This is a genomic window from Psychrobacter sp. UBA5136, assembly GCF_002414005.1.
Lineage (GTDB): Bacteria > Pseudomonadota > Gammaproteobacteria > Pseudomonadales > Moraxellaceae > Psychrobacter.
This window is the reverse complement of the sequence record NZ_DHYG01000066.1, coordinates 65,251-79,733: the sequence shown is the minus strand read 5'-3', so window position 1 is coordinate 79,733 and position 14,483 is coordinate 65,251. Positions and strand designations below refer to the sequence as shown.

Annotated in this window: 12 protein-coding genes; 3 read left to right on the top strand and 9 right to left on the bottom strand. The window is 42.2% G+C overall.

Annotated elements, in window-relative coordinates:
- Positions 1–23 precede the first annotated feature (23 nt).
- Together mutM and B4240_RS10875 are read left to right on the top strand one after the other, a co-directional pair.
- Complete coding sequence (gene mutM / locus B4240_RS10880; protein ID WP_296239153.1) at positions 24–962, top strand: bifunctional DNA-formamidopyrimidine glycosylase/DNA-(apurinic or apyrimidinic site) lyase; 939 nt, start codon at positions 24–26, stop codon at positions 960–962.
- A gap of 326 nt (positions 963–1,288) precedes the next feature.
- Positions 1,289–1,729, top strand: a complete 441-nt coding sequence (locus B4240_RS10875; protein WP_296239152.1) for a hypothetical protein — start codon at positions 1,289–1,291, stop codon at positions 1,727–1,729.
- Positions 1,730–2,039: 310 nt separating this feature from the next.
- On the opposite strand, the gene typA is transcribed toward B4240_RS10875, so the two are convergent.
- Together typA and B4240_RS10865 are read right to left on the bottom strand one after the other, a co-directional pair.
- Entirely contained in the window at positions 2,040–3,887 is a 1,848-nt protein-coding gene (typA, locus tag B4240_RS10870; protein WP_296239150.1) for a translational GTPase TypA, read from the bottom strand.
- Positions 3,888–4,233: 346 nt separating this feature from the next.
- Positions 4,234–5,415, bottom strand: a complete 1,182-nt coding sequence (locus tag B4240_RS10865; RefSeq protein ID WP_296239148.1) for an OmpA family protein — start codon at positions 5,413–5,415, stop codon at positions 4,234–4,236.
- Positions 5,416–6,013: 598 nt separating this feature from the next.
- On the opposite strand from B4240_RS10865, the gene B4240_RS10860 reads away from it, so the two are divergent.
- Positions 6,014–6,601, top strand: a complete 588-nt coding sequence (locus B4240_RS10860) for a pilus assembly FimT family protein (protein WP_296239146.1) — start codon at positions 6,014–6,016, stop codon at positions 6,599–6,601.
- 19 nt (positions 6,602–6,620) lie between these two features.
- Here the strand turns inward: B4240_RS10860 and B4240_RS10855 are convergent, their stop codons facing one another.
- The 7 genes from B4240_RS10855 to lepA all read right to left on the bottom strand — a co-directional run bounded on the left by B4240_RS10855 (position 6,621) and on the right by lepA (position 14,113).
- Positions 6,621–7,418, bottom strand: a complete 798-nt coding sequence (locus B4240_RS10855; RefSeq protein ID WP_296239145.1) for a pyridoxine 5'-phosphate synthase — start codon at positions 7,416–7,418, stop codon at positions 6,621–6,623.
- Between the two features lie 71 nt (positions 7,419–7,489).
- Entirely contained in the window at positions 7,490–8,278 is a 789-nt protein-coding gene (gene recO, locus B4240_RS10850; protein WP_296239143.1) for a DNA repair protein RecO, read from the bottom strand.
- Between the two features lie 74 nt (positions 8,279–8,352).
- On the bottom strand, positions 8,353–9,561 hold the full coding sequence (gene era / locus B4240_RS10845; RefSeq protein WP_296239141.1) for a GTPase Era: 1,209 nt from the start codon (positions 9,559–9,561) through the stop codon (positions 8,353–8,355).
- Positions 9,562–9,731: 170 nt separating this feature from the next.
- Entirely contained in the window at positions 9,732–10,529 is a 798-nt protein-coding gene (rnc, locus tag B4240_RS10840) for a ribonuclease III (protein WP_296239139.1), read from the bottom strand.
- Between the two features lie 134 nt (positions 10,530–10,663).
- Positions 10,664–11,059: a DUF4845 domain-containing protein gene (locus tag B4240_RS10835; RefSeq protein WP_296239137.1), complete on the bottom strand. Its 396-nt coding sequence runs from the start codon at positions 11,057–11,059 to the stop codon at positions 10,664–10,666.
- A 234-nt stretch (positions 11,060–11,293) separates the two neighbouring features.
- On the bottom strand, positions 11,294–12,196 hold the full coding sequence (lepB, locus tag B4240_RS10830; protein ID WP_296239135.1) for a signal peptidase I: 903 nt from the start codon (positions 12,194–12,196) through the stop codon (positions 11,294–11,296).
- A 117-nt stretch (positions 12,197–12,313) separates the two neighbouring features.
- Positions 12,314–14,113, bottom strand: a complete 1,800-nt coding sequence (lepA, locus tag B4240_RS10825) for a translation elongation factor 4 (protein WP_296239133.1) — start codon at positions 14,111–14,113, stop codon at positions 12,314–12,316.
- Between the last annotated feature and the right edge of the window lie 370 nt (positions 14,114–14,483).

Below are 14,483 nucleotides of genomic sequence, written 5' to 3'. Positions count from 1 at the left end.
TAATAGCTCTTATAAGAAATACTATGCCTGAGTTGCCCGAAGTAGAAACCACCAAAACCAGCCTTGAACCCTTGTTAGGTCAACAAGTGGTCAATGTCAAAGTTTTTCAACCAAAACTACGCTGGTCGATGCCCGATGATTTGGATCAACTGGTTGATTACACGTTAGATAGCGTCGAGCGCCGAGCAAAATATTTAATCCTAAATTTTATACCGCTCATTTCTGCTGACACTCGCACTCCTATCCAGTCAAGTACCTTAGCTCCGCGCCAACTTTTGATTCATCTGGGTATGTCAGGCAGCCTACAGCAGCACAGCTATGGTACGGATAAACGTAAACATGACCATCTGGTGGTGACCTTTAACGGCGCTGATAATATGCAAACTCAGCTCCATTATTACGATCCGAGGCGTTTTGGATCGGTGTTATGGCTTGAGGACTATGGTCATAAGCTCTTAGATCATTTGGGCCCTGAACCGTTATCAGAAGCGTTTACCGCTGATTATTTATACCAGTTAATCCAGCGCTCAAGTAATCCAAATCGAACCTCTCGTGATAACGTAGCTAATAAAACTGCTAGTAAGCAGCCTATCAAACGCGCTATTAAATCAGTCATCATGGAACAGCAAGTCGTTGTTGGCGTTGGTAATATATACGCGACAGAAAGTCTTTTTTTATCCGGCATCAATCCTGCAACGCCCGCTCATGAAGTCTCGTATGAGCAAATGGTTACGCTAGTTGAGCATATTAAGGCAATCTTGAAAAAAGCGATAACCCTTGGCGGCTCCACATTGCGCGATTTTACCGTCGCTAGCGGTCAAACGGGTTATTTTCAACAGACTCTAAATGTTTATGGCAGACAAGGCGAATCTTGTCCGCATTGTGACACGCTATTAGAAAACATTAAGCTGAATGGACGTGCTAGTGTCTATTGTCCTAACTGTCAACCAATCAATGCCTAACAAAGCTTTATAACAATGGCTTTAAAAAAACTCTGAAGACTTTAAGCGACCCAACAAGTACAAATTATCAAGTTTTTAATCAACGCGCTCAAGCAACACACTCGTGCTAAAAAATGTCTTTCAAATAAAGATAAGCTGCGCATTTTTGTTGCTTATTAGCATACATCTTGCTTTAATAGTGCTAATATTCTATAAATAATGCAGTGCATTTATCTATAATATTTAAAATAGCTATCGTTGTCGCATTGTTCCTATAGAGAAATTGACTCTGTGTGGAAATAGCCGCAGCTATTAATCATACCTCTTATGAGTTTTAGGATATCATTATGAGCGCTCCAGCTAAAATGAAACGCACAGTCAAATATAAACTACTGACCATGATAGCAAGCACAAGCTTGATTTTTGCTAGCATACAACCAGCTTTAGCAGCGATAGAAATCGATGAAACGGATTTCGGTCCCTCTTATGAGACCATGATGGTTGATACTGTTGTCGGCAAACCATTACAGTTAGTAACCGCTGTGGCGGGTACCGCCGCTTATCTTGTGAGTCTGCCCTTCTCTCTTATCGGTGGCAATGCCGACCAAGCACAGCAAAAATTGTTCGTTGAGCCATGGGATGCAATGGGTCGCTGCCTGGGTTGTACGGTTGCCGAAGACAACTATTATAAATCGCAAGTCGCTGATAACAATATTGTCCGTATCGTTGTCGATCAGCCCTCAGAGATTATAATTAACACAAATGATTATGTGGTAGTTAGACCTTAGGTTAAAAAATAAGAAAATAAACGTCGAGCTTACCAGTTCTTGGGTTAAAATAAAAAAAGGCTAACTTCTTGTTAGCCTTTTTTGTGTTTTATATCCTGTCTTGCAAGCGTCAACTTCTTTTAGGAGGAAGTAGTTTTTAGGAGAAAGCAGTATACGAAAATTAAGTGTAAAAAAAGCAATGTAAAGTGAACCTTATTTAGCTCACTCTACACTGCTAATTGTCTGTCTCAATACCAATGAAGAGTTACTAGCAATGATATTTTCGTTCAATACCGAAAACATCAACTACTAAGTAAACCTTATTTAGATATTAAGCACCTTTCTTACGACCATGACGCTTACGCTCACTTTCAGTCAGATAACGCTTACGTAGGCGAATAGCTTTTGGCGTTACTTCTACAAGCTCATCATCCTGAATGAATTCAAGCGCTTGCTCAAGGGTAAACTTAACGGCTGGCGTCAAAGTCAACGCTTCATCAGTACCACTGGCACGGACGTTGGTTAGCTGTTTAGCAGTTGTTGGATTCACGGCCATGTCATCGCTACGAGAGTTCAGACCAACGATCATACCTTCATAAACTTCAAGCTGTGGCTCAGCGAACAATTTACCACGTTTTTGTAGGTTAAATAGAGCGAAACCTAAGCAAACACCATTTGCCATAGAAACCAATACGCCGTTAGAGCGTCCGCCAACATCACCAATCTTTTGTGGACCGTAATGTGAGAAGCTTGAGGTCATGATACCAGTACCCGACGTCAGTGTCAGAAACTCTGAGCGGAAACCAATCAAACCACGAGCAGGCATTGTCGCTTCGATACGCATACGACCTTTACCGTCAAGTTCCATATTGGTCATCTCGCCTTTACGCAAGCCGACCTGCTCCATAATTGCGCCTTGATGCTCATCTTCAATATCAAAAACAACGTTTTCATACGGTTCTTGGAGTTTACCATCGACTTCTTTAACGATAACCTCTGGACCTGATACGCCAAGCTCAAAACCTTCACGGCGCATATTTTCGATCAATACCGATAAATGTAGCTCACCGCGGCCTGAAACTTTAAATTTATCAGGAGACTCGGTATCTTCTACACGCAATGCCACGTTATGAATCAATTCACGCTCAAGACGCTCACGAATATTTCGTGAAGTCACAAATTTACCTTCACGGCCAGCGAATGGTGAGTTATTTACTTGGAAGTTCATCGATACCGTTGGTTCATCGACAGTCAATGCTGGCAACGCTTCAACGTGGTTAGGATCACAAATAGTATCCGAGATGTTTAGAGCATCGATACCAGTGATACAAACGATATCACCTGCCTGTGCGTCTTCGACATCAATGCGATCAAGACCATGATAGCCCATAATTTTTAAAATACGGCCATTACGCGTGTTGCCATTTTTGTCAATAACGGTTACTTGAGTATTGGTTTTTACTTTGCCGCGCTGAATACGACCAACACCGATAACACCAACGAAGCTGTTATAGTCAAGGCTTGAGATTTGCATACGGAATGGTGCATCTGCATCGACTTGTGGCGGCTGTACAACATCCACAATAGTTTTAAACAACGGCGTCATATCATCCGCTAAGTTGTCTGCTTCCAGACCAGCTATACCGTTTAGAGCTGATGCATAAACAACTGGGAAATCTAACTGCTCATCAGTTGCTCCCAGATTGTCAAACAAATCAAATATTTGATCCATTACCCAATCAGGACGCGCACCTGGACGGTCAATTTTGTTAATAACCACAATCGGTTTTAGACCTTGCTCAAACGCCTTTTGAGTTACAAAACGGGTTTGAGGCATTGGACCGTCAACAGCATCAACGACTAGCAGTACGCAGTCAACCATCGACATGACACGCTCAACTTCACCACCAAAGTCGGCGTGACCCGGGGTGTCAACAATATTAATACGGTATTCTGTACCATCAGTATCATCTGTCCAGCGGATAGCGGTATTTTTCGCCAAGATAGTAATACCACGCTCTTGCTCAATATCACCTGAATCCATTGCACGTTCAGCAATGTTTGCACGATCACCAAAAGTGCCAGATTGATGTAATAGCTTATCAACCAAAGTTGTTTTACCGTGGTCAACGTGGGCAATAATTGCAATGTTACGCAGGTGTTTGATATCGTTCGCCATATAAAATGCTCGTTTCGTCTTAAAAAAATGCAGTAGCAGTAAGCAACGCTGGATAAACTGTTGCCATCAACCAGATAGACATGATTATTTTATGATTAAATGATTGTGCAATAGGCCGATTAATTAACTTAGTAAAATCAAATACCTATGCTGATAAATCCATCGTACAGATAGCTATGCTAATATACACCTTGTCAATTTACAAAGTGTTTGGGTCGCTAGTATAACATTATTGCATCATCAATTTATGCATTAACTCACTTTTCTCACCACATAAATAAAAAAAAGCCACCCAAAGGGTGGCTTTTTTTGTAACTAATTACGTCAACACATAATTAGTAGCTACTTACTGAACAACCATATCTTTAGTTTGTTCAACAGTCATAGTTTTGTCACCAGTGATGATGGCATATACACGACGGTTCATAGCGCGACCTTCTTCAGTGTTGTTGTCAGCGATTGGTTGGTCATAACCATAACCAACGGTTGATAGACGGTTTGGCTCGATACCAAATTCGTTAGTCAACATAGATTTCACAGCAACAGCACGAGCTTCAGATAGACGTTGGTTGTAACGTGCTGAAGGGCCAGTTTTAGAAGCATGACCTTCAATACGAGCGGTAGAGTTAGGATACTCGCGCATCTTCTCTGCTACTTTAGCGATTTCAGGTTTGTATTGGTTCTTGATAGTTGACTTATCATTATCAAAGAATACGCGAAGCTCCATTTTTAGCTCATCAGTGATGTCTACTGGTACTGGGCAACCGCGCTCATCAACCACTACGTTCATTGGAGTGCCTGGGCATGCATCGATGCTATCAGGTACGCCATCACCGTCAGAATCAAGATCAGACTCAACCACTACTACTGGCGCAGTATCAACCAATGGCTCTTGCATTGGTGGTACAGCAACGGTAGGCGCTAGGTGACCACCTAGTACGACTTCTAGGCCAGCCAGAGCCATACCTTCCCACCAGTTGTTATCAAAGTTGTGAATCGCACGAGCTTCACCACGTAGGCTTAACGCGTCGTTGATACGATACATAGCACCTAAACCTAGGTTACCGATAGTATCTTTTGAACCAGTAATGAAATCACCTGATGCGTTTTCAACTTCAATCTTAGAACGGCCAGCACCAACCAAGACATATGGTTTGAATGCATTGTCAGTATAACCGCTGAATTCTTCAAAACCGATCAAGAAGTTACCAGAAATCATTTCTTGTTCAGCATCAGTATCATTGTTGTTACCGTTTTGATCGATGGCATCAGTATTTGACACACCATACTCAACTTGGAACTGAGTAGAAGGCGTTAACTCAATACCTAGGGCTGCACCCGTGTACAAACCATTTTCTTTGTAATAGCTATTTCCATCTGTAGCGCCCATAACTTCTAATTGCTCATCATCAGCACCTTCACTGTAATGATAACCAAGTAATAGTGGACTAATTGTTACACCAGCATTAGCTGCTAGTGGAGCCGCTGTCATGGCAAACAATGCCAAAGCAATTTTATTTAATTTCATGAACTTCCTCCAAAGGATAATTTTAGTAATGCGTTAAGCAAAACCGCATCTCAAGATGCCTAAAAGCAGACATCATTTACGAATTTGAAATTACAAAGCAAAACCAATTAAGAAGTAGCTTAGCGATTATCAATTCAGTTTACAACTTTTTTCGTTAACCAGCTACACATTATTACACGATAATGTCATAACTAAAACACATTAGCCAGCTCGGATTACTGACAACTAACACACTTTACACTTTTTATCTTTTGTGTGTTAGGTCGCAATAGATGATGAAACGAATTCTATCTATTGTTTCAAGATATTTTAATACAGATCGTTAATTATCTCTATTGCTAAAACTCCCAATTCACGAATTGAAACATTCTTTGACAGTAGACATATATTTAGTTTATATTTATCAGGCTGAACATAATTTCACTTTCAGGTTAAATAGTTAAAGTTTAATAAAACTCTGTATTTCTAATCGTTGGTTGCAACGACAAGATTAAATAATTATAACAAAGCCCGCTTTTAATATTTTCCATGTAGTTAAAACCGTTCAATTAGACACATTCTTATATCACCATACCTCTTATATAGGTAGCAGTCTCTCATGATTGAATTATATAAAGTATCGTTAGGTCGGCAAGCGCCCGTTCAAGCACGGGATAAATATGGCTTTACCTTAGTAGAGCTTATAGTTACCGTTGCGGTATTGGCGATCATAGCTACGATTGCCACGCCTTTTATTCTAACGCAACTGGCTCGCATGGAAGCAACACGTATCGAGAGTCAAATTGAGAACACGCTAAAGTTGGCCAAAGCTGAAAGCTATATCAGAAGGCAAGATTTATTGGTTTGTCTCTCTAACAATGGCGGCGTATGCGATAGAGACAGTTATAAAAAATTGTTGTTATTTTTAGATACAAACAATAATCACAATTTTGATTTAGGGGTCGACGATTTACTAGAAGAACAAGCGCTAAATCCTAAATACAGTACATTGTATTTGCGAGTAGGAGATAAGCGTCATTACACAAAATTTTGGGGTGACAGCGGTAGCCCTCGTGGGCATTTTGGTCATTTTAAATATTGTCCTACCTCAAGCTACAATCACACTATGTATCAAATCTCATTTAATCAAGGCGGAGGCATTACTTATAAACCTAATGCGAGCCACCCTACTGAATGCGGACAATAAAAACCATAAAATTAATAACTTAAATGCCTTGATGCATAGCAGATTTCATCATCATAACTGCCTGTTCTAATCCAACAAAGACGGCATCAGCAATGAGCGCATGGCCAATATTTAACTCATATATGCCATCAATTTGGGCAATAGCGTGGACATTATCACGTGTCAAACCATGGCCAGCGTTAATCAAAAGCTTGTCATTAGCACGTTGAGCTGCTTGTACGGCTTGTTTAATCCGCGTAAGCTCATCTTTCATTCTCTCGGCATTACCAGCCAAACCCGCCTCAGCATAAGCTCCTGTGTGTAGCTCAATCGCATCAGCACCGCAGCTCACCGCAGCAGCAATCTGCTTGTCTTCGGGATCAATAAACAAAGAAACTTTGATACCTGCTGCTTGTAGCTTGCTGACATACTCTGTCAACCAAGGCATTTGCCCTGCAACGTCAAGACCGCCTTCTGTCGTTAATTCGGCGCGTTTTTCAGGTACTAAACATACCCAAAACGGCTTAACCTTACGAGCAATCTCTAGCATTTCGGCCGTTGCTGCTATCTCTAAATTCATTCTAGTCGTCAGCTGCTCAGCAATCTCATAAACGTCAGCGTCTTGAATGTGACGTCGGTCTTCACGCAAATGAATCGTGATGCCATCGGCGCCGGCTTGCTCACATAAAAGAGCGGCGGCTAACGGACTTGGATAACTGACACCGCGCGCTTGGCGTAATGTCGCTACGTGGTCAATATTTACCCCTAGTAGCGGCTTTTTTAGAGTGTTTTTTGAAGTTTGTGCTAAGTTGGCTGTCTTTACTGCTGTACTAGTCATAAAAAATCCTTTTACTCATATTTAGATGAGTTACTAAAAAATAGTTTATAAAATCTCGGTAAAGTTAACGTTTAAGACGAAGACTGATAACGCTGTTGCTGCTGCCAGAGTAAGCGGCTTTGTAATGGCTGATAATCGAGCAAATGGTCAATCAATTGTCGGTGCAAACGCGACCAGGCATTAAGGGTTGCTGCCGATATACCCTGCTCTACCATCATCAAAATCTCACTACCTTTAAAAATGGTTTGCGTCACAGCTCTTTCATTATCCTCATCATAAACAGTAGGCACCAAACCCACATCAGGTAAGAAACGATAAATGGCGTCGGATTCAATAGGTTGGTCAAGGCTGTCATGCTTTAACGTTAAGGCAAAGCCCAACTCGTTAAACAAATACGCTTCAAACTGGCGCAAACACAAGCGCAGCTCGTCAGCAGTTAAAGGCTGCTTAAGCTGCTGTAAGCTATTTTGATAGTGTTGCCATAATAGTGGCATGGGATCTTCAGTGGGTAATAGTCGCCACAATATTTCATTTAAATATAGGGCAGCATACTGATGTTGGCCGCTGATACTTTCATGATGGCGCGCCTCTGATAAATTGGCGTTACTGTCTTTTAGCGCTAAAGGACTTTCTGCTATAGATTCTTGAATCGAGCTTAATGGCGCAATATTAATTTGAGTGAACGTTTTTAAATCACGTTTACCGCTGGCAAAGAGTTGCAGCGGCGTAAAAAGCGGCGCGCCTTTTTTGCCAACGCCATGGGTGACGCCATGTTGCTGAGAAAACAGATAGTATAAGGCGCGCTTTTCTTGGTAGGGGCGCTGATGTAATAAATAACCGATTAACGCTTCATTACGCATAGATTATTACCTCAGCAGTGGTGATATAAATGCATGGCGCTAAACATCTGCGCGCCGTGCTTTTTTAATTGCTATTAATATCCTAAGCTGGTCAAAGCACGCTCGTCATCAGACCAACCGCGTTTTACTTTTACCCACAACGTTAGCATAATTTTCTTATCAAACAGCTGTTCCATGTCTTTACGCGCATCCATGCCAACTTGCTTGATACGCTGACCTTTATCGCCAATGACGATAGCTTTTTGCCCACTGCGCTCGACATAAATGGTCGCATCGATAAAGGTACAAGCTTTGCGCCGACGACCTGTTTTTGGGTCAGTATGGGCGGCTTCGTCTTTAAAACCATCAATTTGTACCGTTAAGTCGTATGGCACTTCGTCGCCGGCACTACGCATGATTTTTTCGCGGATGATTTCACTGGCTAAAAAGCGCTCTGAGCGATCGGTGATTTGCTCGCTATCATAAATAGGGTCAGCGATTGGCAAATGCGATGCGATCACCTCTTGCAAGCGATCTAGGTTTTGGTTTTTTAACGCCGACACAGGGACGATATCAGCAAAATCAAAGCTTTCGTTAAACGTTTCAATCAGCGGTAACATGCTACCTTTATCTTTTAAGGTATCGGCTTTATTAATTACCAATACTACGGTCAGATTGGTATCGCTAAGTTTTTGCAGGGTTAATAAGTCATCATCGCGCCACTGGTCAGAATCAACGACAAATAGCACCAAATCAACATCGACCAGCGCCGAGATGGCAGCTTTATTCATGCGCTCATTGATAGCGCGCACTTCCTTGCGGTGAATGCCTGGGGTATCAACGAAAACTGCCTGCATCTCGTCATTAGACAAAATGCCGTGGATACGGTGACGAGTGGTTTGCGGTTTGCGCGACGTGATAGATAGTTTTTGACCCAACAAGTGGTTCATTAAGGTTGATTTGCCCACATTTGGACGACCAACAATGGCAACATAGCCCGCTCTAAAGTCATCAACGATAGGCTTACTGTTATTTGGTGAAAAGAATTCTTCGATGGTCAAATCATTTTCTAATGTATCGTTTTCTAAAGCTTGGTTTTCTAAAGTTTCCTCTTCCAAGCCAGCAACGTTTAGCTTATCAACAGTTAGCTTAGAATCATTTAATCTAGCGTTATTTTTCTTAACGTTATCTTGTGCAACATCATTTGCTTCAGCCATATTTTGGCTTGAATTCATGTCTGTGTTTTCGGTCATATTTTTGGCATTATCTTCATTATTTAATGACAAGTCATTGTGATTGCTCATGGGTTAATCCTATGGAGGTTGTCATCAGTCATGGCGCTTGATAGTCGTTGAAATAAAAGCGGCATAAGACTGATCATGTTAAAAGTATGAGTTATTTCAAAAAACGACTCATTGAAATCATCGAATTTGTTATTAGGGAAAATGTTTTTTTAAAAATTAACTTTAAAAAACTAGGTACGTCTTTTTGGCTGCCCTGGCAATTTATGCAGCTGATTAATCATCAGTTCCGCCGCTTTTTGCTCAGCGATACGGCGACTTTCGCCAGATTCAATAATATCAGGGCAATTATTAATATTGACCTGACAGCGTACCACAAAAATTTGATGCGGGGCGTTACCGCGAGTTTCCATCAGTTCATAATGCGGCAAATCAAACTGCTTGGACTGCAGCCATTCTTGTAGACGGCTCTTGGCATCTTTTAGCGCTTTTTGATCACTCACGTTGTCTATGAGATCACCATACCACGATAGCACGCAAGCGCGGGTAATATCCATATCTTGGCTGTCTAAATAAATGGCGCCAATCAACGACTCTACAGCATCTGCCAAGATAGAGGCACGATTGCGCCCGCCGCCTTTGCGCTCACCAACGCCTAGTATCAATTGATTAGAAAGCTCTAGATTTTGTGCAATAATAACCAACGATTCTTGCCGTACTAAAGTCGCCCGCATGCGCGTTAAGCGGCCTTCGTTTTGCGCCGGATAACGATGATACAAAGCTTCACCGATTATCATGCCTAATAGCGCATCGCCCAAAAACTCCAAGCGCTCATAGTTTTTCTTACTATCAAAGGAGCGATGAGTAAGCGCAAGCTTCGGCAAACTTAAATCATTAAACACATAACCCAACTTGCGCGACAATACCGCTAACCGTTGAATAAATTCTGAGCTAATAATAAGCGCGTCATCAGACACGCTATTTTTATGGGGATTAGGTACCGTCTGAGGATACTGCGAAGTTGGTTTCATGCGTGGTTTGTGATTATCCCTTTTGTTTCATTAATAAATATACGAAATGATGGTGTTTTAAAACAGCTTTAAAAAAGCTCTAAAAAATTGATGCCAAGGAACAGACTTTACTTTTCTATGATTTAAAAAGTGAATCATTCGGCGGTGGTTGGATCAATGTCGCCTTCAAAGCGATTAACGATATCAATATTACTAAAAAAGTTATTGGTAGTTTCATACTGTTTATGGATAGCCAGCTGACCTGGTTTTTTATCGGTAAAGGTAAACACTTCTTCTGCTTTCGTATCGTAATCAGCGTTAATGGACAGCTGCTTATTCACGCGCTCCACAAACTGCTTGGCCGTTTCTTTATTGGCATTGGATTCTTTAAGCTGTGCACTTAAAGTTTTCGTCAGCTGATAGTCGCCAATTTGCGCAGGAACTATCGCAACTATCAATTTAGCCGCCACACCCAAAACAATAATGATAAAAACGACACTAGTCACACTAGCGCCGCGCTGCGAAGACAGACCAGATAACTGTTGTACCATAAGACCTCTCAAGGGGTAGTTTGCTATAGGTAAACCGCGACATTTTTAACCACTATCTTTTTAATAACACTTGATATCATTTAATATCAAGTTTTTTATTTGATATGTATAAACTAGCTGGCGGTTTATTGAATAGCCATAATATTAGCACAAACTATTATCGGTAAATCAATCTTTAGCACATCGATTATACTAGGCTGTGTCCTCATCTCAATCGGTGGACATCTAAATGGGCTAATCAATACTACCATTGCGTTTAAAGGTCGGTAATTTCAGACCTGGTGGTTTATGCATCCAAATATAGACCGCCTTCCCTGCTAAATTATCATCAGGAACAAAGCCCCAAAAACGTCCATCGGCACTGCGATCGCGGTTATCGCCCATCACAAAATAATGACCTTCTGGCACACTGATACGCCATGCCGTTCCTTCAGAGCTGACCACTTCTGGTGATTCTTGCTGTAAAAATGGTGCGTACTGCGAGCTGTTCATATCAGCCAAGTAGCGAACCAAGTGTTTATTATCCCCTTGCCTCTCTTCAAAGTACTTTGCTTGGCCTTCTTCTTGTTGTCCCATTTGGATAGCATGATCTTCAGTCAATACTTGACCTGGTGCCACTTGCCCTGCTGGATATAGCTGTGACGTTAGCTCGGCATCGGCATCAAAATTTACCGCTTTGGTAGGAACCGGTACATCATTGATTGCAAGCATCCCTTGATTATAACTAACCGTATCACCCGGCAGACCAATCACACGCTTGATATAATAAATACTTGGGTTTTCAGGGTAGCGAAAAACCGCCACATCGCCATGCTCAGGCGCGCCTGTATCCAGCACCTTATTATAAGTCAGCGGCAAACGCACGCCATAAGCATACTTATTCACCGCGATAAAGTCGCCCGTGTATAACGTTGGTACCATCGATGATGAGGGAATATTAAACGGCTCAATCAAAAATGAGCGTACAATTAACACCACCGCCAATACGGGGAAAAAATCATATGCCCAACGTACCAGCAGGCTTTCTTTACCGCGACCTCTTGTTTTACGCTGTTTGAGCGTCAGCTTATCTAATAGCCAAATAATACCTAAGCCGATGGTTAATGGCACTAAAATTAAATTAAAATCAAAATCCATACGAATTTGCCTATTAACGAGCTGATAATCAAACTACTTTTGCGTTAAAGCTATCTATGTTAAATATTGCTGGGATAAATATTGCTGTTTTTTTACCTTTTACAAGATAAGGAGCGTCTAATTATCGACCTGCAAGACGGCTAAGAAGGCTTCTTGAGGAATCTCTACGTTACCTACTTGCTTCATGCGTTTTTTACCGGCTTTTTGTTTCGAGAGTAGCTTTTTCTTCCGCGAAACGTCGCCGCCATAACACTTGGCTAGGACGTCTTTACGCATGGCTTTCACCGTACTACGACCGATAATCTGACTGCCAATCGCCGCTTGAATTGCTACGTCAAACATCTGACGTGGAATCAGCTCTTTCATTTTAGTGACCAGCTGATTGCCACGGAAGCGCGCTTGATCTTGGTGCACAATCATTGCTAAGGCATCCACTTTATCACCGTTAATGAGCACGTCAACCTTGACCAATTTATCGACTTGATAACGCTCAAAGTTATAATCAAGCGATGCAAATCCGCGTGAGACGGACTTTAAGCGGTCAAAGAAGTCCATGACCACCTCGCCCATCGGAATATCAAAAATCAGCTGCACTTGTTTGCCCATAAAGCGCATATCGACCTGTACGCCGCGGCGCTCGATACACAGCGTCATGACGTTACCTAAGTAATCTTGCGGCACCAAAATCTGACAGCGCGCGATCGGCTCACGGAACTCTTCAATGTTATTTGGCTCAGGCAATCTTGACGGATTATCCACATAGATTATCTCGCCATTTTTCTTTTCAATCTCGTAGATAACCGACGGCGCGGTGGTGATGAGATCCAAGTCATATTCGCGCTCTAAACGCTCTTGGATAATCTCCATGTGCAGCATACCCAAAAAGCCGCAGCGAAAACCAAAGCCGAGCGCGTCAGAGGTATCAGGCTCGAAGTATAGGGACGCATCATTAATTTGTAGCTTTTGTAGCGCTTCACGGAATTTTTCAAAGTCGTTGGCATCGACTGGGAACATACCTGCATAAACCTGCGGCGTAACCTGTTTAAAACCAGGGATGCGGTCCACGTCAGGCGTTTTGGCATGGGTAATCGTATCGCCCACTGGCGCGCCCGCGATGTCTTTAATACCAGCAATGATAAAGCCCACTTCACCGGCTTCTAAAATTCCCGTTTCTAAAGGTTTTGGCGTAAAGACACCAATCGAGCTGACCAAATGGGCTTCTTTGGTCGATTTGATATAAATTTTATCACCCTTTTTCACTGTCCCTTCACAGACACGCACGAGTGAGACCACGCCCAAATAACTGTCAAACCATGAATCAATAATCAACGCTTGTAGCGGACCATCGCGGTCGCCCGTTGGCGCTGGAATAAATTCAACCAAGGCTTCTAGCAATTTATCAACGCCAAGACCAGATTTTGCCGAGACGCGCGGCGCATCAACGGCATCAATCCCAATAATGTCTTCAATCTCCTGAATCACACGCTCAGGCTCGACTTGTGGCAAATCAATTTTATTTAAGACCGCCATCACCTCTAGGCCTTGGTCAACGGCGGTATAACAGTTGGCAACCGACTGTGCTTCCACGCCTTGCGCCGCATCAACGACCAATAGCGCGCCCTCACAAGCCGCTAATGATCGCGATACTTCGTAGGAAAAATCGACGTGGCCGGGCGTATCAATGAAGTTTAGCTGATAACGCTCGCCATTAGGATGATCGTAAAATAAGGTTACGGACTGGGCTTTAATGGTGATGCCACGCTCACGTTCAATGTCCATCGAATCAAGTACTTGCGCCTGCATCTCACGATCTTGCAAGGCGCCGCACATCTGAATAAAACGATCGGCAAGGGTCGACTTGCCATGATCAATGTGGGCAATAATAGAAAAGTTACGAATATTGGCTAATGCAGTCACAAAGCGCCTACTAAATAATGGAGGATTGAATAACGAAAATATATGCTGTTAGTAAATACTATACTGTCAGGTAGAATCAATAGAATGCTCACTTATACGTTACATCAGCCAATACACCGATATCTGAGTCATAAGTGACGAGATTATCGTATCTCGTTAAAAGTCATGGCGCTTATCCTGTTTATTAACTCAATGCTTCTTAACCCAAACAGTGAGCTTATAAATAGGCGCAGGCATGTGAGAGTATTCTAGCAGTTTTCCGCGCTAAAGTAAGGCGATTTTATTAGCAAGATGTTGCTTAGTGCATGATGTGAATCAAGCGCGATAAAATTACCAAAATATTTGCTCGCTAAGGGACAAGATAAAGTGC

Excerpts from the sequence above, each read along its gene's own strand:
- mutM (WP_296239153.1), top strand. The coding sequence starts at position 24 with ATGCCTGAGTTGCCCGAAGTAGAAACCACCAAAACCAGCCTTGAACCC.
- B4240_RS10875 (WP_296239152.1), top strand. The coding sequence starts at position 1,289 with ATGAGCGCTCCAGCTAAAATGAAACGCACAGTCAAATATAAACTACTG.
- typA (WP_296239150.1), bottom strand. The coding sequence starts at position 3,887 with ATGGCGAACGATATCAAACACCTGCGTAACATTGCAATTATTGCCCAC.
- B4240_RS10865 (WP_296239148.1), bottom strand. The coding sequence starts at position 5,415 with ATGAAATTAAATAAAATTGCTTTGGCATTGTTTGCCATGACAGCGGCT.
- B4240_RS10860 (WP_296239146.1), top strand. The coding sequence starts at position 6,014 with ATGATTGAATTATATAAAGTATCGTTAGGTCGGCAAGCGCCCGTTCAA.
- B4240_RS10855 (WP_296239145.1), bottom strand. The coding sequence starts at position 7,418 with ATGACTAGTACAGCAGTAAAGACAGCCAACTTAGCACAAACTTCAAAA.
- recO (WP_296239143.1), bottom strand. The coding sequence starts at position 8,278 with ATGCGTAATGAAGCGTTAATCGGTTATTTATTACATCAGCGCCCCTAC.
- era (WP_296239141.1), bottom strand. The coding sequence starts at position 9,561 with ATGAGCAATCACAATGACTTGTCATTAAATAATGAAGATAATGCCAAA.
- rnc (WP_296239139.1), bottom strand. The coding sequence starts at position 10,529 with ATGAAACCAACTTCGCAGTATCCTCAGACGGTACCTAATCCCCATAAA.
- B4240_RS10835 (WP_296239137.1), bottom strand. The coding sequence starts at position 11,059 with ATGGTACAACAGTTATCTGGTCTGTCTTCGCAGCGCGGCGCTAGTGTG.
- lepB (WP_296239135.1), bottom strand. The coding sequence starts at position 12,196 with ATGGATTTTGATTTTAATTTAATTTTAGTGCCATTAACCATCGGCTTA.